At 63.5% G+C, this 23,449-nt stretch carries 19 protein-coding genes; 3 read left to right on the forward strand and 16 right to left on the reverse strand.

Annotated elements, in window-relative coordinates:
- Positions 1 to 43: 43 nt before the first annotated feature.
- On the reverse strand, positions 44 to 682 hold the full coding sequence (locus C8D92_RS06510) for a TetR/AcrR family transcriptional regulator (protein WP_116918795.1): 639 nt from the start codon (positions 680 to 682) through the stop codon (positions 44 to 46).
- Between the two features lie 102 nt (positions 683 to 784).
- Between C8D92_RS06510 and C8D92_RS06515 the strand changes: the two genes are divergently transcribed.
- Entirely contained in the window at positions 785 to 1,843 is a 1,059-nt protein-coding gene (locus C8D92_RS06515) for a patatin-like phospholipase domain-containing protein (RefSeq protein ID WP_095609920.1), read from the forward strand.
- Between the two features lie 150 nt (positions 1,844 to 1,993).
- Here the strand turns inward: C8D92_RS06515 and arsJ are convergent, their stop codons facing one another.
- From arsJ to C8D92_RS06535, 4 genes are all read right to left on the reverse strand, one after another.
- On the reverse strand, positions 1,994 to 3,244 hold the full coding sequence (arsJ, locus tag C8D92_RS06520) for an organoarsenical effux MFS transporter ArsJ (protein WP_116918796.1): 1,251 nt from the start codon (positions 3,242 to 3,244) through the stop codon (positions 1,994 to 1,996).
- Positions 3,245 to 3,400: 156 nt separating this feature from the next.
- The gene (locus tag C8D92_RS06525) at positions 3,401 to 4,408 is read right to left on the reverse strand and encodes an ArsJ-associated glyceraldehyde-3-phosphate dehydrogenase (RefSeq protein ID WP_116918797.1); all 1,008 of its coding nucleotides are present in this window, start codon (positions 4,406 to 4,408) and stop codon (positions 3,401 to 3,403) included.
- Between the two features lie 64 nt (positions 4,409 to 4,472).
- Positions 4,473 to 5,534 carry an ACR3 family arsenite efflux transporter gene (gene arsB, locus C8D92_RS06530; protein ID WP_116918798.1) on the reverse strand — a complete coding sequence of 354 codons (1,062 nt, stop codon included), beginning with the start codon at positions 5,532 to 5,534 and terminating at the stop codon, positions 4,473 to 4,475.
- 1 nt (position 5,535) lies between these two features.
- On the reverse strand, positions 5,536 to 6,297 hold the full coding sequence (locus tag C8D92_RS06535; protein WP_116918799.1) for a metalloregulator ArsR/SmtB family transcription factor: 762 nt from the start codon (positions 6,295 to 6,297) through the stop codon (positions 5,536 to 5,538).
- 129 nt (positions 6,298 to 6,426) lie between these two features.
- Between C8D92_RS06535 and C8D92_RS06540 the strand changes: the two genes are divergently transcribed.
- The gene (locus C8D92_RS06540) at positions 6,427 to 6,678 is read left to right on the forward strand and encodes a CDGSH iron-sulfur domain-containing protein (protein WP_095611622.1); all 252 of its coding nucleotides are present in this window, start codon (positions 6,427 to 6,429) and stop codon (positions 6,676 to 6,678) included.
- On the opposite strand, the gene znuB is transcribed toward C8D92_RS06540, so the two are convergent.
- From znuB to pilG, 11 genes are all read right to left on the reverse strand, one after another.
- Positions 6,679 to 7,491: a zinc ABC transporter permease subunit ZnuB gene (gene znuB / locus C8D92_RS06545; protein ID WP_207775130.1), complete on the reverse strand. Its 813-nt coding sequence runs from the start codon at positions 7,489 to 7,491 to the stop codon at positions 6,679 to 6,681.
- Complete coding sequence (gene znuC / locus C8D92_RS06550) at positions 7,481 to 8,236, reverse strand: zinc ABC transporter ATP-binding protein ZnuC (protein ID WP_095611623.1); 756 nt, start codon at positions 8,234 to 8,236, stop codon at positions 7,481 to 7,483. Before znuC ends, znuB begins: the two co-directional genes overlap by 11 nt.
- Complete coding sequence (locus C8D92_RS06555) at positions 8,226 to 8,717, reverse strand: Fur family transcriptional regulator (RefSeq protein WP_116918851.1); 492 nt, start codon at positions 8,715 to 8,717, stop codon at positions 8,226 to 8,228. Before C8D92_RS06555 ends, znuC begins: the two co-directional genes overlap by 11 nt.
- An 81-nt stretch (positions 8,718 to 8,798) precedes the next feature.
- Entirely contained in the window at positions 8,799 to 9,263 is a 465-nt protein-coding gene (locus C8D92_RS06560) for a chemotaxis protein CheW (protein ID WP_095611625.1), read from the reverse strand.
- A gap of 11 nt (positions 9,264 to 9,274) precedes the next feature.
- Positions 9,275 to 10,327 carry a chemotaxis protein CheB gene (locus C8D92_RS06565; protein ID WP_116918800.1) on the reverse strand — a complete coding sequence of 351 codons (1,053 nt, stop codon included), beginning with the start codon at positions 10,325 to 10,327 and terminating at the stop codon, positions 9,275 to 9,277.
- On the reverse strand, positions 10,324 to 17,583 hold the full coding sequence (locus C8D92_RS06570) for an Hpt domain-containing protein (protein ID WP_116918801.1): 7,260 nt from the start codon (positions 17,581 to 17,583) through the stop codon (positions 10,324 to 10,326). Before C8D92_RS06570 ends, C8D92_RS06565 begins: the two co-directional genes overlap by 4 nt.
- A gap of 11 nt (positions 17,584 to 17,594) precedes the next feature.
- A complete protein-coding gene (locus C8D92_RS06575; RefSeq protein WP_409456179.1) occupies positions 17,595 to 18,494 on the reverse strand; it encodes a CheR family methyltransferase in 900 nt (299 codons plus the stop codon).
- A 29-nt stretch (positions 18,495 to 18,523) separates the two neighbouring features.
- On the reverse strand, positions 18,524 to 20,638 hold the full coding sequence (locus C8D92_RS06580; RefSeq protein WP_095611628.1) for a methyl-accepting chemotaxis protein: 2,115 nt from the start codon (positions 20,636 to 20,638) through the stop codon (positions 18,524 to 18,526).
- A gap of 157 nt (positions 20,639 to 20,795) precedes the next feature.
- Positions 20,796 to 21,341, reverse strand: coding sequence for a chemotaxis protein CheW (locus C8D92_RS06585; protein ID WP_095611629.1), 546 nt, complete (start codon positions 21,339 to 21,341; stop codon positions 20,796 to 20,798).
- A gap of 20 nt (positions 21,342 to 21,361) precedes the next feature.
- Positions 21,362 to 21,724, reverse strand: coding sequence for a twitching motility response regulator PilH (gene pilH, locus C8D92_RS06590; RefSeq protein WP_095611630.1), 363 nt, complete (start codon positions 21,722 to 21,724; stop codon positions 21,362 to 21,364).
- Between the two features lie 33 nt (positions 21,725 to 21,757).
- Positions 21,758 to 22,150: a twitching motility response regulator PilG gene (gene pilG, locus C8D92_RS06595; RefSeq protein WP_095611631.1), complete on the reverse strand. Its 393-nt coding sequence runs from the start codon at positions 22,148 to 22,150 to the stop codon at positions 21,758 to 21,760.
- 336 nt (positions 22,151 to 22,486) lie between these two features.
- Here pilG and gshB point away from each other — a divergent pair, with 336 nt between their 5' ends.
- On the forward strand, positions 22,487 to 23,431 hold the full coding sequence (gshB, locus tag C8D92_RS06600) for a glutathione synthase (protein ID WP_116918802.1): 945 nt from the start codon (positions 22,487 to 22,489) through the stop codon (positions 23,429 to 23,431).
- Positions 23,432 to 23,449 lie beyond the last annotated feature (18 nt).

Genomic DNA, 23,449 nt, shown 5'->3' on the forward strand with positions numbered 1-23,449 from the left:
GCCAGAGTGTAGCATGATCCGGCGGTCTGGAAAGGGCGTTGGATCAGTGCTGCGGGGGAAATCCCAGACCACCCTCAATGAAGTCGAGAAAGTGCTCGAAGAGGGTGTCGTCGTCTGGCCGGATGTCCCCGAACGGCGTGTTCGACAACAGGTCCACCTCAGCGGCGCCGTGGATCAGGTTGACCAGAGTAAACGCCAGCCGGACCCGCAGCGTCTCCCGTTCCAGCCCGGGCAGGGCGCGGTGAAGTTGATTTTCGATCCGTTCGATATCGGTGCGGAAATGGCGATTGAGCAGCTGCACGATCTCCGGCGTGTTGTCGGCATGCAGGTGTGCCATGAATCGCAGTGCGGACGGGCCCCATTCCGGAGTGCGGGTGAGCATCAGATAGGGGGTCGAGACCGCCCGGACCACGTCCCGCAGGCTCGGTGGCGGCCCGGACTCCAGTGCCTGGAAAGCGCTCTCGAAACGCGGCCGGGTCGTGTCCGTGATCAGTCCGATGACCGACTCCAGGACACCCAGGCGATTGCCAAAGTGATAGTGGGCGGCTGCGGAATTACGGGTCCCCGAGGCCGCGCTGATGGCGCGCAGGGAGACGCCTTCAAGCCCTTGTTCGGCATAGAGCTCGAGGGCGGTCAGGAGGATTTTCTGTCGGGTGGTTTCACCCTGATGCGCGCGTGCCATAGCCAGTCCGTGGAAACCGTCCGGTGTGAGTATAGTGCCGTTCAGTGCGGCCCCGGGCAATGATAAACTCGCCCGCTCATTGTCAGAGCTCAGGAGCGCAGTATGGCGGCACTCACTATCCGGGCGGGGCAACGGGCGCTGGATCGGATTCGCGAACGGGGGCTGTCCCCGTCCGATGTGCACGTGATTCCCGGAGCCGCCGGTGGTCCCAAGGCGCTGGGCATCACCGGACTGGATCAGGCCATCTTCGGGGAGTGGCTGCCACGTGCCCCGCAGGTGCGCTCGCTGATCGGCTCGTCCATCGGGAGCTGGCGGTTTGCGGCCTTGATGTCGGGCGATCCGGTGCGTCAGCTGGAGCGACTGGCGGAACTCTACACGGTCCAGAGTTTCGGCCCGAACGAGACGGCGGCCGAGGTGACCGAGAAGTCCATCCGGTTTCTGGAGACCCTGTTGGGTGAGGGCGCGCGGGACGTGCTGAACCATCCGGACTACCGGCTCAACATCCTGATTGTCCGCAGTCTGGGGCTGCTTGAGCGGGACACACCCCGTGGGCTGTCACTGGGTCTGATGACCACGGTGGGCGCCAACCTCGCCGGCCGGCGGTTCCTGCGCCCGTTGATGGAACGCGGCATTGTGCAGGATGAGCGCCTGGCACCGCCGACTGAGGAACTGACCGATTTCCGGACCCATCACATTCCACTGACCGAGGAGAACCTGCTGCCCTCGTTGCTGGCCTCCGCCTCCATTCCCATGGTCATGTCTGGCGTCTCGGGTATTCCCGGCGCGCCGGAGGGGCTTTACCGCGACGGCGGCCTGCTGGACTACCACCTGGACCTGCCCTGGCGCCAGCCGGGGATCGTGCTTTACCCGCATTTCACGGACCGGGTGGTACCCGGCTGGTTCGACAAGGCGCTGTCCTGGCGTAAACCCAACCCCGAGCATATGCAGGATGTGGTGCTGGTGGCACCGTCGGAGGAATACATCGACGCACTGCCGGACCGGAAGATCCCGGACCGGAAGGACTTCAAGCGCTACATGGGTGACGACGAGACACGACAGGCACACTGGCGCGAGGCCACGGCCGAGAGCCGCAAGCTGGGGGATGAGTTCCTGGACCTGGTGGATTCCGGGCGTATCCGGGACGTGGTCCAGCCGTTGTGATTGTTGGCGCCACGGAAAAACACAGAAAGCACGGAAAGCGCCCTGCGGGCGCGATAAAGACGACGTGTAGGTTGGGCTGACGAAGGAAGCCCAACAAATCACGCCGGGCCGGGCATCGGTTGCTGTGTTGGGCTTCCTTCGTCAGCCCAATCAATGTGTTGTTTTTTCGCGCCGGCAGGGCGCTTTCCGTGTTCGTCCGTGTTCTTCCGTGGCCAATTCATCAATCGTCCCCGCTAACAGCGCCGCCATGAGCACCATGGCCGCCGACACCCACAGGCAGGCCGTCAGCCCCCAGACCTGGAAGACCCAGCCGGACAGCACCGTGCCCAGCAGTCGACCGGCGGCGTTGGACATGTAGTAGAAACCCACGTCCAGTGACACGCCATCGCCGCGCGCAAAACGGACGATCAGGTAGCTGTGGAGCGAGGAATTGACGGCGAACAGCACCCCGAAGAGCAGCAGGCCGCCCACGATCACCAGCGTCGCGGGAACCGCTGTGCCGAGTCCCAGCGCGATGAGCGCCGGTAGGAAGGCCAGGGTGACGGCCCAGCCCAGCACCCGGGATCGGGCCGGCAGCCCGTCAGCCCCCTGCCCGGTCAGCCGGGGCGCGATGGTCTGGACGAACCCGTAGCCAATCACCCAGATGGCCATGAACCCGCCCACCTGCCAGAACGACCAGTTGAGTTCCGTATAAAGGAAGACCGGCAGGGCCACCACGAACCAGACGTCGCGGGCGGCGAACAGAAACAGTCTGGCCGCGGAGAGGCGGTTGATGGCCGGGCTCTTGGAGAGGATGTCGCGGAACTTGGGTTTGGACTGGCTGCGGCCCAGTTCGGCTTTCAGTAGCATCAGGCTGGACAACCACACCAGCAGCAGCGCCATGCCCATGCCCAGCACGGCGCCCCGGAAGCCAGCCAGCATCAGCAGGGCCCCGCCCAGGAAGAAACCCACGCCCTTGAGGGTGTTCTTCGAGCCGGTGAGGATCGCCACCCAGCGATAGAGACGGCCCTGCTCGCCGTCGGGAACCAACAGCTTGATGCCGCTCTTGGCGCTCATCTTGTTCAGGTCTTTGGCAATGCCCGAGAGCGCCTGGGCCGCCATCACCCAGGGCACGGTCAACCACACCGCGGGCACGGCCAGCATGCCGAGGGCGATGATCTGGAGAAAGAGCCCGACGTTCATGGTGCGGTTCAGCCCCATACGGGCGCCGAGCCAGCCGCCCACGAGATTGGTCACCACGCCGAAAAACTCGTAGAACAGGAACAGCATGGCAATGGCCAGCGGCGAGTAACCGAGCTGGTGGAAGTGCAGCACCACCAGCATCCGCAGGGCGCCATCGGTGAGCGTGAAGGCCCAGTAGTTGCCGGTGATGATGAAATACTGTTTCAGGAACGACGACATTCCGCGTTTTCCTCAATCCTTAACGTCGTTGGTCCGGGGTGTCATCCCGAGACGCTCCGCAGCAGGGATGCTGCGGTGCAGCGTACAGGGACGTATGTACAGCGAGTCTCGGGATGACACCCCGGATCGACGACTGGCACGGCATTGACCGTCTTCTTACGGAGCAGAGGCAATCAACCGGGTCAGATCGACGGTCCGGTTCGCGTAGCCCCATTCATTGTCATACCAGGCATAGACCTTCACCTGGGTGCCATTCACCACCAGCGTCGACAGCGCATCGACGATCGACGAGCGCGGGTCGGTGCGGTAGTCGATGGAGACCAGCGGGCGTTCCTCGTAGCCGAGAATCCCGGCCAGAGGCCCCTCCGCCGCCTCCCGGAGCAGCCGGTTGACAGTGTCCCGGTCAGTGGGCGTTTCCACCTCGAACACGCAGTCGGTCAGGGACGCATTGGTGAGCGGCACGCGGATGGCATGGCCGTCGATCCGGCCCTTCAACTCGGGGAAAATCTCCACGATCGCGGTCGCCGACCCGGTGGTCGTGGGGATCAGCGAACTGCCGCAGGAGCGGGCGCGGCGCAGGTCCTTGTGGGGTGCGTCCACAATGGTCTGTGTGTTGGTCAGGCTGTGTACGGTGGTGATCGACCCGTGTTTCAGCCCCAGCGATTCGTGCAGGACCTTCACAACCGGCGCCAGGCAGTTGGTGGTGCAGGAGGCGGCCGTGACGATCCGGTCGCGCTGCGGATCCAGTTCGTGATCGTTGACGCCCATGACGATATTTTTGGCCCCGCCATCCTTCACCGGTGCGGTCACGACGACATGCCCCACACCCTGATCGAGATAGGCCTGAAGCACATCACTGCGGGTCATGGCGCCACTGGCCTCGATGACCACATCGCAGCCGGACCAGTCGGTCTCGCCGATTGCCTGGTTGTGTGTCACCGGAATGCGATGGCCGTCGATGACCAGCGCGTCGCCGTCCACGCCGATCGCGCGGTCCCAGGTGCCATGAACGCTGTCGAACTGCAGCAGATGCGCCATTGTCTGCACATCAGCGCCGGGGTCGTTGATTGCCGCGAACGCCAGGTCCGGCTGATCGAAGCCCACGCGCAATGCCAGCCGTCCGATTCGTCCAAAACCATTGATGCCAATGTGCTTGGTGCTCATGACAGAACCTCCCTTGTGGATGGGGCCCACAACGAATGTGTCTCCCGTTCAGGCCCTCTTCCCATTATTGTGGACCGGAAACGCCCGCTTGTGCGTGGGGCAGCGACGGCTCGGCGCCGAACCAGTGTCGGGTCCGGTTCGCAATTGCCACCAGCGAGAGCATCACCGGCACTTCCACCAGAACCCCGACCACCGTGGCCAAGGCGGCACCCGAGGTCAGGCCGAAGAGGCTGATGGCCACCGCGACGGCCAGCTCGAAGAAATTGGAGGTGCCGATCAGGCTGGCGGGCGCGGCAATGTTGTGCGGCAAGCGCAGTCGTCGGGCGGCCAGATAGGCGATCACGAAAATGCCGTAGCTCTGTATTAACAGCGGAATGGCGATCAGCGCGATGGCCTGAGGTTGGGCCAGAATGCGATCCGCCTGCAGGCCGAACAACAGTGCCACTGTGCAGAGCAGGCCGATGATCGTGCCCGGCTTGCTGTGGGCCAGCCATTGATCGAGTCGTGCCCGGCCCTGTCGCAGGAGGTGCCGGCGGGTGAGGACACCGGCAACCAGCGGCAGGATCACGTAGAGCACAACGGAGAGCAGTAGTGTCTCCCAGGGCACGGTGATGTCGGAAAGGCCCAGCAGGAAGGCGGCGAGCGGGGCGAAGGCCACGATCATGATCACATCGTTGATGGACACCTGGACGAGGGTGTAGGCCGCATTCCCCTCTGTCAGCCGGCTCCATACGAACACCATGGCGGTGCAGGGGGCGACGCCCAGCAGGATCATGCCGGCAATGTATTCGTGAGCGGTGGCCGGATCGACGAGCTCGGCAAACACCACCCGGAAGAAGAGCCAGCCCAGCGCCGCCATGGTGAATGGCTTTACCAGCCAGTTGATGATCAGGGTCAGGACGAGGCCCCGGGGGCGCTGGCCAACGTGACGGATGGCGGTGAAATCGACCTGCACCATCACCGGGTAAATCATGGCCCAGATGAAGACTGCCACCACCAGATTCACGTGCGCGACGGTGGCGGAGGCGGTCCATTCGACCAGTCCGGGGAGGGCCTGCCCGACCAGCAGGCCGCCGGCCATGGCGAGGGCGACCCAGACACTGAGATAACGCTCGAACCGTCCCATATCAGCGGCATACCTCGCCGGTCGGGCGACCGGGCATGGTCGCGAGCCGCTGTTCGCGTTCGTCGAGGTGCTTCCCGTGCGCGTCGGCGGTGATTTTCAGCACCGACCGGAGCCAGCCGGGAATCATCGGGTGGAGCCGATAGTACACCCACTGCCCCCGACGTTCATCGATCAGCAGGCCCTGTTCCCGGAGCTGGCCGAGCTGGCGGCTGATACGGGGCTGTGACAGTTCAAGCGCGTGGGTGAATTCGCAGACGCAGAGTTCTTCGGTGCGCGTCAGCAGCAGCAAGATGTCGAGACGGGTCGACTCGCCGAGGGCTTTAAAGAGACGCTCCGGGGTGGGTTCGGAGACCGAATGGCTGGGCCGATTGTGGACCTGCACAAACAGCTCGATTCGTTCGCGGAGTTCTGTCAGCGTGAGGTTGAAACTCGCCTGACGGCCGGTTTCGACGGGATCAGGGAAGTCCCATGCGATGTGCTGGGCGTTGACCGGCAGCGACTTGCACTCCCGGGAGGCCCGATCGCACAGCGTGATGACGTAGTCCCAGGGCTGCTCCAGTGCTGCCTCCACGGGCTGGCTGCTCAGCTCTTGCGTCGACAGTCCGGCTTCTTCCAGGGCCCGCAGTGCCATGGGATGAGGCTCTGTGGGTTGGGTCCCGGCACTGGCGACCTCGAAACGATCGCCGGCCATGTCCCTGAGCACGGCCTCTGCCATCAGGGACCGGGCGCTGTTTGCGGTACACAGAAACAGAACGCGTTTCATGGCGATCTCCGGTGCATCTATGAGTCATGATATGCAGTTTATGATATATGCCAAAAAAGCAATATTCAAACAAAGGATTTGCTGTCATCTACACTGACCATGACGGATGTTGATTGCGGGAGGTTCAGGATGACGACCGAAGAGGTTCAGCCGGAGATGCCACGTAAGACACCCTGTGCGGTCGCTGTCGAGGCCGGTCAGCGCTATGTCTGGTGTGCGTGTGGTCGCAGCGAATCCCAGCCATTCTGCGACGGGTCCCATAAGGGCACGTCCTTCGCACCGGTGCCGTTCCAGGCGGAACGGACCGAATGGATCTGGTTCTGCGGCTGCAAGCGCACGGGCGATCCGCCGCTGTGCGACGGGACCCATAAGACGCTTTGATCAGTTCTGACGACGGGGAATGGCCAGCCCGTAGGTCAGCAGGAAGAGCAGGAACGCGGCCACGACAATGGATGGGCCGGCCGGGGAGTCCAGATTCCAGGACATGGACAGACCGCCGCCGACGGACAGCATGCCCGCCACCACGGCCAGACCCACCATCTGTTCCGGCGTTTTGGCCAGCCGCCGGGCCGTCGCCGCGGGAATGATCAGCAGGGCGGTGATCAGCAGGACGCCGACGATTTTCATCGCCACGGCAATGACCAGCGAGAACATCAGCATCAGGGCGAGTCGCAGGCGTTCGACCGGCAGCCCTTCCACCCTTGCCAGTTCCTCATGCACCGTGCTCATCAGCAGGCCACGCCAGAGCCAGGCCAGTAGCGCCAGAACAATGGCGGCACCGCCGTATATCCAGAGCAGGTCCTCACGGGTCATTGCCAGCAGGTCGCCGAACAGGTAGGCGGTCAGGTCGACACGCACATCGGGCATGAAGGCCAGTGTGATCAGGCCGATCGCCAACGCGCTGTGGGCGAGGATGCCCAGGAGCGTATCGGTGGCCAGCGACTGGATACGAGTCAGCCCCATGAGCACAATGGAGATAAGAATCGACACAACGGCAATGCTGAGGTTGAGCTGGATCTGGAACAGCGTTCCAAGGGCCACGCCCAGCAGAGCGGAATGGGAGAGCGTGGCCCCGAAATAGGCCATCCGGCGCCAGACCATAAAGCAGCCCAGAGGTCCTGCCACCAGCACGACCCCAAGGCCGCCGAGCAGCGCCCGCCAGAAGAAGTCATTCAGAATGGCATCAAACAGCATGGGAATCCGTTGGTGGCACCACGTCGCCATGGAGGTCGTGATCGTGGTTGTGGTGGTGGTGATAGACCGCAACAGAGCGGGCAACGTGCTGGCCGAACAACTCGACAAACGCTGGGTCGTGGGACACCTGCTCGGGATAGCCGCTGCAGCATATGTGCTGGTTCAGACAGATGACCCGGTCGGTGGCCGACATGACCAGATGGAGATCGTGGGAAATCATGATGACGCCGCAGTGGAGCCGGTCGCGAAGCTCGCGGATCAGCTCGTAAAGCGCGGCCTGGCCATTGACGTCGACACCCTGGGCAGGTTCGTCCAGCACCAGCAGGTCCGGCTCGCGCACCAGGGCCCGGGCGATCAGCAGGCGCTGGGTTTCACCGCCGGACAGGTGGTGCACGGTACTGTGGTAGAGATGCCCCACTGACGTCTGCTCCAGCGCCCGACGGCAGTCGGCTTCCGAGGCGCCGGTCAGAGCCATGAAGCGCTTGACGGTGAGCGGGAGCGTGGGCTGGAAATGGGTGTGCTGGGGGACGTAGCCGGTCGTCAGCCCGGGTTCCCGCGTGATGGTGCCGGCGGTCAGCCGATGGATGCCCAGTATGGCCTTGATCAGCGTGGTTTTGCCGGCGCCGTTGGGGCCGATGATGGTGATCACATCGCCCCGGCGGATGGTCAGGTTCACGCGATCAACGATCGCCTGCCCGCCCAGGTGGATGCTGGCATCGTCGAGCCGGACCAGTTCATCCGCCATCCGGCGCCTCCTGGCAGGCTGGGCAAAGGCCGGCAATTTCCAGTGTGCTCTCGCGCATGGCAAACCCCTGGGCCTGCGCAGCGCCACCGATCGCCTCGTCAATGGCCGGTTCCGACAGCTCCAGCACGTTCCGGCAGGTCTGGCAGATCAGGAAGCAGCCCGTGTGCCGGTCGCCCGGGTGGCTGCAGCCGATGAATGCGTTCAGTGACGCGATGCGGTGGACGAGTCCATGCTGCTGGAGAAAGTCGAGGGCCCGGTACACGGTCGGTGGTGCGGCGCTGTGGCCGTCCGTGGTGAGCGCGCCAAGCAGCTCGTAGGCACCCAGTGGCCGGTGGGACTGCCAGATCAGCTCCAGCACCCGTTCCCGGATTGGCGTCAGACGGGCGCCATGTTCCTGGCAACGTTCCCGGGCATCATTCAGGGCCCGGGCGACGCAGGCATCGTGGTTGTGGGGGCGGTAAGGGAGTGCTCTGGCAGACATGGCAGCACCGGTCACATCGTCGAATTTGCGACAGTATAACATCGCAATTCGACAATGGGCCCTATGTGGAAGGTCGTCCCGTCAGGCGAGTGGCGCCTGTCGGGCGAGTTCTTCCAGATGCTCCAGATTGGGGATCATAGCGGTCTGGCCTTCCACGTCGACGGCCATGAGATCCGCCGGGCCGGGTTCGAGATCGAGACGCTGGATCTGGTCCTCGCTCAGCCGGGTCTGGCTCGGAATACCCTGGGTCACCATGGCCAGGAAGGGGCGTTCACTGTGATGCGGGCCGATGGTGTTGAGCACGGCGATGCGGCCACGGCCGCTGCCGGGCGGCACCGCCGGACCTCCGTTGGCGGCGTCATAGGAGATGATCGGGAGTTTGAGCCCGCGCCAGTCCAGATAGCCGCTCAGCCATTCGGGGCCGGCATCGGCGGCTTCCGGCTGCGCATAGTCGACGATCTCGGCGATCGAGACGTTGGGCAGCAGCAGCTCCCGGTCATGAACGGGAATCAGGACGCAACCCAGCAGGTTTGCTTCTTCGGCCATGGTGCCTTACCTCACGCAGACGTTTGCGGTGGCCTGCCCCGCAGCAGGCAGGATTCCTCGATGGTCTGAACCAGCTGTCGTGCCAGCTCCCCAGGGGTGCCGGCAAACGACGCGCAGCCGGTAGCCGCCACCGAGTCCGGCATGGAACTGTTGCCGCAGCTGGCGCTTTCCTGCACCCAGATCCGGCTGCCAAAGGCGCGGAGCAGGGGTGCGGCGATGGCGCCGTCATTGCCCATCCCGGAAAACAGGATAGCGTGGCAGCGGGCGCCGTAGTAGTCGGCCATATTCAACAGTACCTGATCGATGGACGGGCCGTAAGGACCTGGCCAGTCATTGTCCTTCGGCTGTAGCCGGCCCTCGCGGTCGACCATCCACTCATTCTCCACCGGCATCAGGACCACATCCCCCGGATAGATCCGGTCACCCGGCTCCGGTGACTTCAGCGAGTAGTGGGCATGACGCCCCAAGACCCGTCCCAGTACATCGGTGAAGTGATCGTCGATGTGCTGGGCGTAGACAAAGCCCACCGGGAGATCCTCCGGGAGCTGGTCGAGAAACGCCTTGATGGCAGCCGGTCCCCCCAGAGAGGCGCCCAGCATCCAGACTTCCTCCGCCGGCTGGCTGCGATCCACAGACGGTATCCAGTGGGGGCGCTGCAGGCGCTGTGGCGCGGCACTTCCCTCCGGCTCATCCAATGCCTCGAGGCTGCCGGAGTCGTCCAGCTGTTCCAGTGGGCCGAGCTGTTTTTCGAGTTTGGCCAGTAGGCGGCGCTCCCAGCGGAAGTACTCGGTGGAACCGGAGTCCGGAGCCGGGTCGAGACCAAACAGGATGGGCGCGTCGGTCCGCTCCAGCAGGTAGTCGAACAGCGCCGGATGGTCGGCTTCGTCCTTCAGGCTCAGCAGCCAGAGAGCCGGCTCGGGCATGGTGGGCCAGCCCATGAGCCGCTCGCTGTCCCCGATGAAGGTGGTCGTCAGACCGAACTTCCCCGTGGCCTCCTGCAACCGCCCGCGTTGCAGCGGGCAGTCTGAGAGGATTGCCACTCCCTGGCGGTCTTTGCCGGTCATTCTCCGGGTCCGGTCAGCCGCTCGATGGTGTTGAGCAGCTCCGTTTCCTGGAACGGTTTGCCGAGGTACTCGTTGACCCCGATGCCCTCGGCCCGCTCCCGGTGTTTCTGACCGGTCCGGGAGGTGATCATGCAGATGGGCGTGTCGCTCAGCGCCTCGTCGTGGCGGATGAAGCTCGCCACTTCGAAGCCATCCATACGTGGCATTTCGATGTCCAGCAGCACGATGTCCGGGCGATGATCCTGGAGCTGGGCAACCGCATCCAGACCGTCTTTCGCCGTCATGACATCCATGCCGTTACGCTCCAGCAGACGCCCCGTGACCTTCCGGACCGTAACCGAGTCGTCCACCACCATGACCAGTGTCGGCTGGTCTTCGCGGGAATGACTCTCGAGCGTATCGGGGACGGCGGCAGCGCGCTGGCGCTCTGACAGAATGTCGGAACGGATCATGGCCGGTAGATCAAGAATCACGACCACGTTGCCGTCACCCAGCAGGGTCGCGCCGGACACGCCCCGGACCGAGGTAAACTGCGGCCCGAGGGATTTCACCACGATTTCGCGACTGCCCATGATGCTGTCGACCTGGAGTGCCATCGGCTGCTCGGCGCCACGCACCAGAATCACCGGCAGAGGCAATGCCTGGCCCTGGAGCTTGGGATGGTGATCACTGTGTAGCAGGCTGCCCAGGTACTGGAGCCGGTATTCCTGACCGGCGTACTCGTACAGGGGCGCGTTGGGCTTGTAATACTCCTCCAGCTCGTAGGTGCTGACCCGCACAATGCCTTCGATGGTGTTGAGCGGGATGGCGTAGTAGTCCTCGCCGGTGGAGACCATCAGCGCCCGGTTGACCGATACCGTGAATGGCAGCCGAACGGTGAAGGTGGTGCCCTTGCCGAGTGCCGAATCGATGTCGAGACTGCCGCCGAGCTGTTTGATCTCGCTGGCGACCACGTCCATGCCGACGCCACGGCCGGAAATCTGCGTCACCTTGGCGGCGGTCGAGAAGCCGGGCTGCAGGATGAACTGGAGGATTTCCCGGTCCGAGAGGTCTTCGTGATCCTCCATCAGGCCCTGCCGGACTGCTTTTTCGCGGACCTTGCGGCTGTCTATACCGCCGCCGTCGTCAATCAGGCGCAGGACCACCTCGCCGCCCTCGCGGGTCAGCGACAGGGTGATCTCACCGGTTTCGGGCTTGCCGGCGGTGCGGCGTTCGTCCGGTTCCTCAATGCCGTGGTCGACGGCGTTGCGCAGCATGTGTTCCAGCGGCGCGATCATGCGCTCGAGAATGCTGCGGTCCATCTCGCCTTCGGCGTTGCGGACGTCGAAGGTGACCTGTTTGTCCAGTTCGCCGGAGATCTGACGAACGATCCGGCGCAGGCGGGGCATCATGGATGAGAACGGAATCATCCGTGTCTTCATCAGCCCTTCCTGCAACTCGGTGTTGATCCGCGACTGCTGGACCAGCAGCGTCTCGCTGTCCCGTACCCGGTCGGACAGGGTTTCGCGCAGGTCCGCCAGGTCCGAGGTGGACTCGCTCAGTGCCCGGGACAGCTGCTGGATGGAGGAGTAGCGGTCCATCTCCAGCGGGTCGAAGTCCTCGGTGTAGTCCGGGCCATGTTCCTGCTCGGCGCGGAACAGGATCTGCGCCTCGGTCTCAATGTCCATCCGGCGCAGCTGCTCGCGAAGACGTTCGATGGTGGCGGCCATTTCGTCCAGCGTGTGCCCGAAATCGCTGGACTGCTGCTCGAGACGACTCCGGGTAATACTGGTTTCGCCGGCCAGGTTCACCAGATCGTCCAGCAGTGGCGCGGAGACGCGGACCGTTTCCTGCGACCGGCCCGCCTCCTGACGACGGTTCGCCGGCGCTTTCTGCTGATCTTTCGCTGTGGGTTTGGCGGCTTCCTGTTGCGGTGCGGCCTCCGGTGCCTGGTCCGTGGCCGGCGGTTCGCTGGCTTTCTCCGGCGCCGAGGCCGGCTCTGATGGCGCTTCCGCTTCCGCCGAATCCGGGGCGTGTGGCACGGTCACCGGACCGTCGCCCGCGGCTTCGTAACGCTGGCGGATCGTCTCCACCATGCCGGTAATGGCGTCGTGGTCGGCCGTGATCGCCTTCCAGGCCTCGGCGTCCGGCTCGTTGCCGCCCAGATCAATCAGGCGGGTCTCGAACGCGTGGGAGCGGTCACCCAGTTCGGTCAGCTGGGCCAATCGCGCGCCGCCTTTGAGCGTGTGCAGCGACCGCTGAATGTCCTGGTTCAGCTGACTGTTTTTCGGGTTCTGGCGCCACTCGGCCAGCCGGTTCTCCAGGTCGTCGAGAATCTCCCCGGCTTCCTCAAGGAAGATCTCCAGCACTTCGGCATCAACCGTCTCGGGCTGATCCACGGTACCCTCGTCGGTGGCGCCGGCCGATGCGTCGTCTGTAGCCCCTGCGGGGGGCTCCTCACCACCAAAGGCGGCCAGCAGCTCGGGGACCGGATCGGGCGTGCCGCCGTCTTCCAGGGCGGTGATCATCTGGTTGAAGTGCGACAGTGCCTGATCGCTGAGCGACAGCATTGTCGGACCGTCGGCCTGGCCGGCGACCAGGTCCTCGAGGCGGTCATGCCAGACTTCCGCCAGATCGGCGACGGCGTCCATGTCGGCCAGTCGGGCGCCGCCCTTGAGTGTGTGCAGTTCCTGCTGAAGGTCGGTGACGCCGGTCAGCCCCTCGGCATCCTCCCGCCACTGGTCGAGGCATTCACGGATGGCGTCGCGGATCTCCACCGCCTCGTCGAGGAAGATGCCGATCAGGTCTTCGTCGCGATCCGCGGGTTCGGGCTCGCCCGTGTCGGTCGGTGACGGCTCCGTCGCCGTGTCATCGGTCGGTTCCGGCGGGCTGTCGCTCTCGTCGGGTTCCGCCATGGGCTCTGGTTCTGGCGCTGGTGCTTCGGTGGCCGGGGATTCGCCCGTCATCCACGACTGCACCTGTGTCACCAACTCATGGGCTGGTGGGCAGTTTTGGGAGGCGGCGACCTGATCGACCATTTCCGCGAGCCGGTCATGGCAGGCGAACAGCAGATCGTGCAGGCGATCGTCGCCGGAGAGGCTGCCTTCGGAGACTTTTTCAAACAGGTCTTCCAGCACATGGGACAGATCGCTGATGGCATCCACGCCGGCCATACGGGCGCCGCCCTTGAGCGTGTGGACATCGCGCTGTAACTCGGCCGCAATGGCACGGTCGTCCGGGTTCTCGCTCCAGCTGTGCAGTGCGCTGCCGGTGCTGTTGATCAGGTCGTAGGCTTCTTCCAGGAAGATTTCCACCAGCTCGGGGTCGAGGTCCGTCAGCGCCCCTTCGCTGGTGGTTCCGGCTTCCGGCTCCGCTGAGGGCGTTTCGGTCGCGGCGGCGGATTCTTCAACGGCCTGGTCATCGTCGACCCGCGGCGGCTCAGGGATGTGTTCGTCCTTATCGGTGGTGGTGTCGCCGGTGTGTCCTGCTTCGCTGGCATCCGCGTCTGTTGTCGTGTCGTCCGCTTCACCATCGGTCTCGTCGGTTTCCGGAACCGGCGGCAAGTCGTCCTCGAAACTGCTGTCGATGGCGGCGAGGTCGGCCGAGAAGGCCGCGTCGGCATTCTGGTGGAGGCCGTCCAGCGAGTCTTTCAGCCGATCAAGCAGCTCTGTGTCCGGTCGGGGGGCCAGACCGGCGGCGACCTGATCCATGATGTTGATCAGGGATTCATGGCCGGCCCTGGCGACGTCAAAGAAATCATCGTCAGGCGTGATGTCACTGGACTGGATGGCGGCGTAGTTGCGATCCAGCAGATCGGCGAGCTCGGAAACCTCGGTCAGGCCCGCGACCTCGGCGCCACGCGCCAATTTGCGCAGCTCCGCGCCGAGTTGTTCCGGCGTATCGCGCCGCTCCGGCTCGCCGGACCAGTCCGCCAGGGCAGAGTCCGCATTCAGCAGGATATCCAGGCCCTCGCTCAGGAACAGCTGGATCAGTTGTGGGTCCGGGCGTGCCGCCGGCTCGCTTTCGGCACTGCTGGCCGATTCATCGGAAATGGCCTGTCCGGCCCGTTCGTCCAGTTTGGCGAGAAAATCATCCGTGCCGGGTAGCGTGGCTTGCGGGCTGTCGTGTAATTGGGCCAGTCCCTTTTCCACGAACCTGCTGGCGCGCTCGAGCAGCTCCAGGATATCCGTGTCGGCGCGATGGCTTTCGGCGCGCTCATGCTTGATGAACTTCTCGAGCGGGGTAATCACCCGGGCGATGGGCTGTATGCCCGCTGTGTTGGCCGATCCCTTCAGGGTGTGCAGCGCCCGGGACAGGTCGTCGTTGTAGGCGGCGCTGTCCTGCCCGCGGACCCGCTCCAGAAATTCGTTCAGGGTCTCCAGATGGGTCTGGGCTTCGCTCTCGAAGATCTCGAGCAGGACCGGATCGACCTCATCCGCCTCGTCTTCCTCCGCCGGCGCAGGCCCGGTCTCGGGGCCGGCCGGTGTCGTATCGGAAGCCGGCGTGAGGTCTTCCGGCATGGGCTCGGACTCGGGAATTTCCCCGGCGGCCAGCGTGTTGGCGCGATTCTCGTATGGGGTCGTGTCAACCGACGCGGAGCGCTGGTGTTTGAAGTCCTCAACCAGGTCGGGGATCACTCCCACAACATCCTGCAGCAGGCTGGCCACGTCATCGTTCATGAAAATGGTGCCGTCGATGACCCGGTTGAGCATGTTCTCGATGGACCACGCCAACTCGCCGATGACGTTGGCTTCCACCATGCGGCCACTGCCCTTGAGGGTGTGGAACGCCCGGCGGACTTCGGTGAGGGCTGTGCGGTCCTCGTACTGATTCATCAGTGACGGCAGGTATTCCCGGATGGCTTCGAGAACCTCGTCCGCCTCCTCGATGAAGATCTCCAGAATCTCGTCATCGATCAGGTCGTCGTCTCCGGCGTCTGCCCCGGGCGACTGATCCTCAGCGGTGCCCTCCTGCACAGCGGGCGTGTCGTCTGGCTCCTCGACCGCTTCGGCTTCCGACGTCGGGTCGATCTCGGAGACGGTCGTTTCAGTGACTTCCGGTTCTGGCTCACTGTCGTCCGGGCCTTCGGCGCTCTCATCCGTGACCCGGGTGGTCGCCAGGGCATCCGCCTGTTCCATTAGCGGTGTTATGCCCTCGGGGCGCCGACCGTCCCGGAAGGCATCGATCAGATCCGGAACCCGGTTGATGACGGTGTCGATCAGTTCGAACACCTCGTCCGTGAGAGCGACTGAGCGGTCAATAACCCGGTTCAGCAGGTTCTCGACGGACCAGGCCAACTCGCCAATGTCGCTGGCACCCACGAGACGGCCACTGCCTTTGAGTGTATGGAAGGCTCGGCGGACTTCGGTCAGCGCCTCACGATCGTCCTGGTCCTGGCGAAGCCGGGGGTAGAACTCACGAATGGTTTCCAGAACTTCGCCGGCCTCCTCGATAAAGATCTCCAGGATCTCATCGTCCACTAGGTCGGCATCGCCGCCAGTCGTCTCCGGTTCTGGCTGAGGGGCCTCCTCCAGCTCGGGAACCGGCGCCGATGCGTCTTCCTGCCAGGTGGGTTCTTCACCCGCCGGGAAGCCGAGAGTCACCAGGCTGTCGCGGGCAACGTCGAGAATTGCAGTGTTCTCGCCAATGCCCTCGGCGAGGCGTTCGAGATAGTACTCAATGCTCGTGAACAGATCGGCCAGCGTGTCGAGCTGGCGCCAGTCCGGGACGCGCTGGCCTTCGAGAAGCACGTCGGTCACATAGCGCTGGGCCGACCCGAGAATGTCGCTGGTTTCCTCCAGCGGAATCAGGTCCAGCCCGCCACGGATGCTGTGCAGCAGACCGGGGACGTGGTTGATCTCCCGGACGTCCCACTGAGAGGCGATGAAATTGACGATCGCTGTCTTGACCTGCTCCAGCGAATTGCGGGCCTCGCGGAGCAATGCGCTGTTGGCCTCGCCCAGCTCGTAGCGACTGTAACGGGTCGTGCTGTCCGCCCCATCGTCGTGCTGGGAGTCGGTGTAGTCGTCGTCGAGACCGGCGAGTGTGGACTCGATGTAAAGCAGGGCCCCGGCAATGTCCATCAGGGTGCCGTCATCGGCGTCTCTTCGGCCAGAGGTCAGCTCCGAAATCAGTTCAATCTGCTCGTTGATCACCCGTGCGGGAATGTACAGGTTGAGAACGTTCAGGGTGTTGGCCACCTGCTCCAGCCCGGGCTGAAGCTCCTCCAGTTCACTGGCGTCGCGGTCCGTGGCGCGGACGAACAGGTCCAGTTGGTCCTTGAGGCGGGCCAGTTCCTCGTTGAGGGCATCCACGACCGAGTGAATCGCCTGTCTTCCCGGGCCCGAGGTCCGACTGCGGGCGTCGGCTACCTGTTCGTCCGACGGCAGGGCCTCGTCCAGGCGGTATCGCTGGCGCAGGTCCTGGATCGGTTCCGAATCCAGATCGTTAGCCCGGGCCACGTAGTAGAGCAGGTGCTTGAGCAGGGTTTCCGGTACCGGCTGCTGGAGAATATCGACGGCTTCATCAAGCAGCCGACGGATTTCCGCATCCAGTTGCCGCAGCAGTTGTTTGACCGCTGAGTTGACCGGATTATGACGCCCGCGCAAGGTTTCCACGAAGCCGGCCGCTGCCCGCCAGAGCTCTTCCCGGGGCGTGCGATGGCTAAGCCGGATCAGTCGATCGAGAACCTTCTGCAGGTAATCAAAATGGGAATCCAGGTCGGTTTCGCGGACCACGCCGGCCAGGGCGAACTGGAACATCTGGCGCAGTTTGCGCACATGGCCGCTGACCTTTTCGTCCTGAAGCCGGGCGGATGCCCCGGCGGGGGCATCAATCCGGGCTGGTGTGAGATCCGGCGTAAACAGGGCATTATCCGACAGCAGTGACTCGCCACGGGCGGCACGCAGGTCGTTGAGCAGCGGCAGCAACACCATTGGAAAGTCATCGCGACTGCTGCCCAGATGTTCGAGATATTGCGGTAGTTGCAGGATGGCCTGCATCAGCACATCGACGGCTTCGTCCTGTGTGGTCACCGTGTGATTGAGGATGGCCTGCGCCAGTCGCTCCATCTCATCAGTGAGCAGGGCTGCCCCGGAGAGCTCCACCATCTTCAGCGTGCCGTGTACCTGATGCAGGTGATTCAGGCAGAAGCGCAGACGGGCGGTGTCCTCCCGGTTTTCGACAAACGCCTCCAGAGCCTTCTGGCCCTGGTTGAGCGTGTCCTGTATCTCGTCCCGAACCCAGTCCAGGGCGATGCTGTCATGGTGGTTGGCCATAACGACTCCGGTTACTCTCCGTCCGTCTGGCGGCGAATCCACGCCAGAACATTATCCGATGGCACGCGCTGCAGTGAGGGGTGTTGCCAATCGTCGAGCTCCCCCTGACCGAGAACCAGCAGCCCGCCCGGAGCCAGGCATTCCGTCAGCCGCTTCACGATTTCCCGGCGCCGCCAGCGGCGGAAATAGATCAACAGGTTCTGGCAGAAAATGATATTCATGCCATGCATCGGCGCATTCTTGAGGTCCAGCACATTGAGCCGCGTGAAGCAGACCCGCTGCCGGACGCTCGGAATGACCTGCCACTGGTCTGCACCGGCCGGCTGGAAATACCGTGACCGCATTGCCTCGTCCATACCGGCGAGTTTGCGGGCGCCGTACAGGCCATCGCGCGCCTTCTGGATCGCCGGCTTACTGATGTCCGAACCGGTGATGCCGAATAGTGGCGGCAGTGCCAGCTGTTCCATGCATTGATCCAGCAGCATGGCGAGCGTGTACGGCTCCTCGCCGGTGGAACAGCCCACACTCCAGGCTTCCAGCGGGCGATGCCGGAGCAGATCCCTTGGCCGGGTCATGACGTAGTCGGAAACCAGGCGAAAGGCTTCCCCGTCCCGGAAAAAGCGTGTCTCCTGGACCGTCAGACGGTCGACGAGAGTGGTCCACTCGACAATGGCGCCGGGACCGGAGACCACCTTTTCATAATACGCCTGATAGCTCTCGCAACCGATCTCCCGCATCCGGATGCCCAGATTGGTCTGCAGGAAGGAGCGGCGCTCCGGGCTCAGTGTCATGCCGGTCCGCTCTTCCAGCAGCGTCTGCCACTGCCGGAACTGGTCGTCGTCCATTTCCGGCAGTGGGCGCAGCGTCCAGATTCCCGGGTGCATGGGTTGTCGCGCCTCAGCCATGGCCATCAGTCAGTGCAACACCTGTCCGACGTTGATCAGTTGACGACCGGGACGTTGTTGTCGTCCTCGTCGTCGTCTCCGTCCGGGGTCTCCCCGGACGCCTCTTGTGCCTCTTCGTCCGGCAGGTCCCCTTCAGGCAGCGTGAAGCCGGCCACGGAGGACCGCAGCTCGCCGGCCATTTCCGCCAGGTTGCCGATGGATTTGGCCGTGGCGTTGGTGCCGGAGGAGGTCTGTGAGGTGATCTCCTGGATGACGTTCATGGTGTTGGAAATGTGCGCCGCGGAAGACGCCTGCTGACGGGCCGCGTTGGAGATGTTCTGGATCAGCTCCGCCAGACTGGTGGAAACGTTCTCGATCTCCTCCAGGGCGACACCGGCGTCCTGAGCCAGGCGGGCGCCACGTACCACCTCGGAGGTGGTGTGTTCCATCGAGATGACGGCTTCGTTGGTGTCCGACTGGATCGTCTTGACCAGTGCTTCGATCTGTTTGGTCGCAGCAGAGGAGCGTTCCGCCAGGCGCTGGACCTCGTCGGCAACCACCGCGAAACCGCGGCCGGCATCGCCCGCCATGCTTGCCTGGATCGCCGCGTTCAGCGACAGGATGTTGGTCTGGTCGGCGATGTCGTTGATCAGCGAGACGATGTCGCCGATTTCCTGGGAGGATTCGCCCAGTCGCTTGATCCGCTTGGAGGTTTCCTGGATCTGCTCGCGGATGTTGTCCATGCCCTTGATGGTGTTCTGCACCACCTCGGCGCCTTTCTTCGCGATCGATACCGATCGTTCCGCAACCGCCGAGGATTCGGACGCGTTGGACGACACCTGGTCGATCGAGACGGCCATCTCGTTTACGGCCGCTGAGGCACCAGCGATTTCCTGGGCCTGGTGCTCGGAGGCGTCGGCCAGGTGCATGGCCGTGGACTGGGTTTCCTGAGCCGCTGAGGACACCCGGACGGCGGTGCCACGAATGGCCTGGACCAGACCGCGCATCTGGTCGATGGCGTAGTTGATCGAGTCGGCGATGGCGCCGGTGAAGTCCTCGGTGACCGTGGCCTCGGTGGTCAGGTCACCATCGGCGAGGTCGGCCAGCTCGTCCAGCAGTCGCAGGATCGCGTTCTGGTTCTGTTCGTTCTGCTCCTGTGTCGTGGCCAGGCGTTCCTGGGAGGCGCGATAGAGGGCGACACCAATCAGGACGGCCACGCCAATCAGGGCGGCGAGGATGATGTAGGCCAGCGTCGGGCCGATGAAACGGGACTCGGCCTGACTCCGGAACGCGTCCGCCAGATTGGACGTCTCTGACAGCAGGGACTGGGAAGTCTGGAAGATCTGGTTGGCGGCGCGACGTACAGTGAACAGGTCGGGAGAAGCCTGCAGGATGGCGTCGACGTTTTCAGAGACAAACTGGAACTGCTCCGCAACCGCCTCGAGACCGTAGATGGCGTCTTCATCCCGGACCTGCGAGATGCCGGAGGCCGGACTGCCGCTGAGCTGGCCTTCGAGCACCTGCCCGAAACGGGCGGCGTCCCGGCCAAACTGGTCGGCCGCGGTTACGGCGTCTTCGTCACCGGAGAGGATGTTGTTCACCGATCGTGCGATCCGTTCGGCCAGCAGTGACTGTTCCTGTGCCAGTGCCACCTGTGAGGCCGGAGCGTCGTTCTCCAGCAGGATCTGTACGATGTTGTCGTACTCGACCTGAAGCTGGGGGATCGTTTCGTTCAGTGTCCGGGCGACCTCGTGCAGGCTGAGCACCGCCTCGCGGTTCGCAACGATGGTGTCGGCCCGGTTCCGGACCTGGGTCCAGAGTGCCTGTACCCCACTGCCGGCGGCCAGTTCACTGGGCGGGAGGCCGGTTTCCGTGTTGCCTTCGGTCAGATATCCCCAGAGCCGGGCAAATTCGTCCCGGGAGCGGTTGAGCTGCTCGAATGCTTCGGCGGTTCCACCAGCGGCTTCCGAGGCGTTCTTGGCGATCTCCTGGGACAGAACCCGCAGCTCACTGGCGTGCGCGATGTAGGCCTGGTCGTTCTGGCTGTCCCGGTTGATCACGAACAGCACGGCCACCAGGAGGATGGTGAGTATAATCAGCGCACCGATCAGGCTGGCAACAAGCTTGTTGGCCCCCTGTCCGGCGCTGAACTTTCCAGCTCTATTCTTCATTTTCTGGCTCCCGGCCCTCTATCGTTGGCAAGTGAATCCCTTGTCAGTGTGATGGTTGGACGGACGGGCCTGCCGTCCCGTCCGCCCGTGTTCGTCGGGCACTGCCGCGATGGCCGCGCCCGTGATGACCGCCCTGCTGGGGATGCGGCAACCGCCGTTACCACTGGGCGACATCCAGAAACTGCTCGTCCTCGACCAGGCGAAACGTGGAGAACACGTTCCAGATTTCCTCGTTACGCCGGTAACCGCCCTGAAGAAACGGCTTGACCCGTTCCGGAAGGTGGGCGGGATTGTCCACTTCATTCTCGACGGCGAAGTACTGCATCCCGGACACCCCGTCCACGACCAGTCCACTGAACACGTCACCGTGCTCGACGATCAGGACTCGACGGTTCCGGCTGGCGCGTGCCTGTCGGGGCAGCTCCAGAAACTGGGACAGGTCGATCATCGGGAGCAGTCGGCCGCGCACGTTGGCGGCGCCCATCATGAAGCTGCGGACGCCGGGAATGTGGGTATAACGGGGCAGGTGAAGGATTTCCACGACTTCGCCCATGGGGGCAACATATCGCTCGCCAGCCAGCTCAAAACCGATGCCGTTCCACAGCTCCACGGCCTCCTGCTGGGCCGGCAGGCCCTCGGCCAGCGATCGGCTGCGTTTGGCGATGTCCGTCAGAACGGCAAAAGGGGCTGCCTTGGCAGACATGGTCACTCCGCGCCGGGAAATCAGGAAATAAGGCTGTCAATCGTCTTGACGAGTTCGTCCTCGTTGACGGGCTTCACCAAATAGCCCTTGGCGCCCTGACGGGTGCCCCAGACCCGGTCGGTTTCCTGGTCCTTGGTGGTGACAATCACGACCGGGATAGAGGCCGTGTCCGGTGAACGGGTCAACTGACGAGTGGCCTGGAAACCATTCAGGCCAGGCATGACGACGTCCATCAGTACGAGATCGGGGGTTTCCGCCCGCGCCTTGGCCACGCCGTCGGCGCCGTTGTCCGCCGAAATCACATCGTGCTGGTGCTTTTCCAGCATGCTGGAAATCTTCTGTACTTCGGTGGGAGAGTCGTCGACTATCAGGATACGGGCCATGAGTTCCTCAATGCGTCTTTGCGTCGGTCTGGATTACTGTTCCGCTGTGGGAACATATTGACGGATGGTGTTCAGCAGCTCGTCCTTGCTGAAGGGTTTGGTCAGGTATTGATCGGACCCGACGATGCGCCCCTTGGCCTTGTCAAAGAGACCATCCTTGCTGGATAGCATGATGACCGGTGTTTTCTGGAACGCAGAGTTGTTCTTGATCAGAGCGCAGGTCTGGTAGCCGTCGAGCCGCGGCATCATGATGTCCACGAAGACGATGTCGGGCTGGGAATCCGCAATCTTCGCCAATGCGTCGAACCCGTCGGTTGCGGTGATGACTTCACAGCCAACCTTCTTGAGCAGGGTTTCGGCGGTGCGACGAATCGTCTTGCTGTCGTCGATCACCATGATCTTCAGGTTTTCGAAGTTGTCATCCATTGTCCAACAGCCTTGCGCTCTTCGGAATGTTGTTATCTGTGGCCGGGGGGTTGCTGTCGCGCCCCGTGAGGCGTCCGGCCCCGTCCGGGGGTTTGAGCGGACGTTTTAACACACATCGTCGGGCCATTCTACGAAGCCACATTGTTATAAAGTATAGGCCCGCCGGAAAAAAGCGTCAGTTTGTGACGGAATGTACCAGGCCGCGTGTTGAGCAGCGTCTGCGCACGCTTTTCGTTACAATGACGCCCTCAGCAGGGAAGGATAGCACTAATTTCAGGCAGCGCATTGCTGACCCGTTCCGGTTTTTAACCGAAATTTCAGAAGGGCACGTTCACTATGACCGTCAGACTCGGGGTCATCATGGACCCCATTGAGGCCATTACCTACAAGAAAGACACCTCGCTCGCCATGCTGTGGGCGGCCCAGCAGCGGGGCTGGGAACTGGTCTACATGGAGCTGCCGGACCTTTACCTCAATGGGGGGGAGGCGCGGGCCCGGACCCGGTCGCTGACGGTCCGCATGGACCCGTCGGACTGGTACATGATGGGGGAGTCCCGCGATGAGGCGCTGGGAGATCTGGATGTCATCCTGATGCGCAAAGACCCGCCGGTGGACCGTGAGTTCATAATGGCGACTTACATCCTGGATGCCGCCGCCGACGCGGGTGCGCTGGTGGTGAACCCGCCCGCGGCCCTGCGGGACTGTAACGAGAAGTTGTTTGCGGCCCGCTTCACCGATTGCACACCGCCGTTGATCGTGACCCGTTCGGCAGAGCGCCTCCGGGCGTTCTACGCCGAGCATGAGGACGTCATCATGAAACCGGTGGACGGCATGGGCGGCCGGTCGATCTTCCGGGTGCGTCCGGGGGATGACAACCTCGGTGTGATCATCGAGACCCTGACCCAGGATGGCGCCCATCAGGCGATGGCCCAGAAGTACCTGCCGGAGATCCGGGAGGGTGACAAGCGCATTCTGCTGATCGATGGTGAGCCGCTGCCTTATGCGCTGGCGCGGATTCCTTCTGCAGGCGATAATCGCGGCAACCTGGCCGCCGGGGGTCGTGGTGAAGGGCGGCCCCTGACCGATCGCGACCGGGCGATTTGCGAGCGGATCGCGCCGACGCTGCGTGAGAAAGGACTGATATTTGTCGGTATTGACGTCATTGGCGACTACCTGACCGAGATCAATGTCACCAGCCCGACCTGCGTGCGCGAACTGGATCGCATCTACGAGTCGGACATCTCGGCACAATTGCTGGATGCTATTGAGAAACGGCTTTAATCAGACACGGTGACACCC

Origin of the sequence: Tamilnaduibacter salinus (assembly GCF_003096655.1) — a bacterium.
Taxonomy (GTDB): domain Bacteria; phylum Pseudomonadota; class Gammaproteobacteria; order Pseudomonadales; family Oleiphilaceae; genus Tamilnaduibacter; species Tamilnaduibacter salinus.

Bases quoted from the DNA above. Each gene is read 5' to 3' on its own strand.
- C8D92_RS06565 (WP_116918800.1), bottom strand. From the start codon at position 10,327: ATGACCGGCAAAGACCGCCAGGGAGTGGCAATCCTCTCAGACTGCCCG.
- pilG (WP_095611631.1), bottom strand. From the start codon at position 22,150: ATGGATGACAACTTCGAAAACCTGAAGATCATGGTGATCGACGACAGC.
- znuB (WP_207775130.1), bottom strand. From the start codon at position 7,491: ATGCTGTTTGATGCCATTCTGAATGACTTCTTCTGGCGGGCGCTGCTC.
- C8D92_RS06540 (WP_095611622.1), top strand. From the start codon at position 6,427: ATGACGACCGAAGAGGTTCAGCCGGAGATGCCACGTAAGACACCCTGT.
- C8D92_RS06575 (WP_409456179.1), bottom strand. From the start codon at position 18,494: ATGGCCATGGCTGAGGCGCGACAACCCATGCACCCGGGAATCTGGACG.
- znuC (WP_095611623.1), bottom strand. From the start codon at position 8,236: ATGGCGGATGAACTGGTCCGGCTCGACGATGCCAGCATCCACCTGGGC.
- C8D92_RS06515 (WP_095609920.1), top strand. From the start codon at position 785: ATGGCGGCACTCACTATCCGGGCGGGGCAACGGGCGCTGGATCGGATT.
- gshB (WP_116918802.1), top strand. From the start codon at position 22,487: ATGACCGTCAGACTCGGGGTCATCATGGACCCCATTGAGGCCATTACC.
- C8D92_RS06570 (WP_116918801.1), bottom strand. From the start codon at position 17,583: ATGGCCAACCACCATGACAGCATCGCCCTGGACTGGGTTCGGGACGAG.
- C8D92_RS06580 (WP_095611628.1), bottom strand. From the start codon at position 20,638: ATGAAGAATAGAGCTGGAAAGTTCAGCGCCGGACAGGGGGCCAACAAG.
- C8D92_RS06535 (WP_116918799.1), bottom strand. From the start codon at position 6,297: ATGAAACGCGTTCTGTTTCTGTGTACCGCAAACAGCGCCCGGTCCCTG.
- C8D92_RS06555 (WP_116918851.1), bottom strand. From the start codon at position 8,717: ATGTCTGCCAGAGCACTCCCTTACCGCCCCCACAACCACGATGCCTGC.
- C8D92_RS06510 (WP_116918795.1), bottom strand. From the start codon at position 682: ATGGCACGCGCGCATCAGGGTGAAACCACCCGACAGAAAATCCTCCTG.
- C8D92_RS06560 (WP_095611625.1), bottom strand. From the start codon at position 9,263: ATGGCCGAAGAAGCAAACCTGCTGGGTTGCGTCCTGATTCCCGTTCAT.
- C8D92_RS06585 (WP_095611629.1), bottom strand. From the start codon at position 21,341: ATGTCTGCCAAGGCAGCCCCTTTTGCCGTTCTGACGGACATCGCCAAA.
- arsB (WP_116918798.1), bottom strand. From the start codon at position 5,534: ATGGGACGGTTCGAGCGTTATCTCAGTGTCTGGGTCGCCCTCGCCATG.
- pilH (WP_095611630.1), bottom strand. From the start codon at position 21,724: ATGGCCCGTATCCTGATAGTCGACGACTCTCCCACCGAAGTACAGAAG.
- arsJ (WP_116918796.1), bottom strand. From the start codon at position 3,244: ATGTCGTCGTTCCTGAAACAGTATTTCATCATCACCGGCAACTACTGG.
- C8D92_RS06525 (WP_116918797.1), bottom strand. From the start codon at position 4,408: ATGAGCACCAAGCACATTGGCATCAATGGTTTTGGACGAATCGGACGG.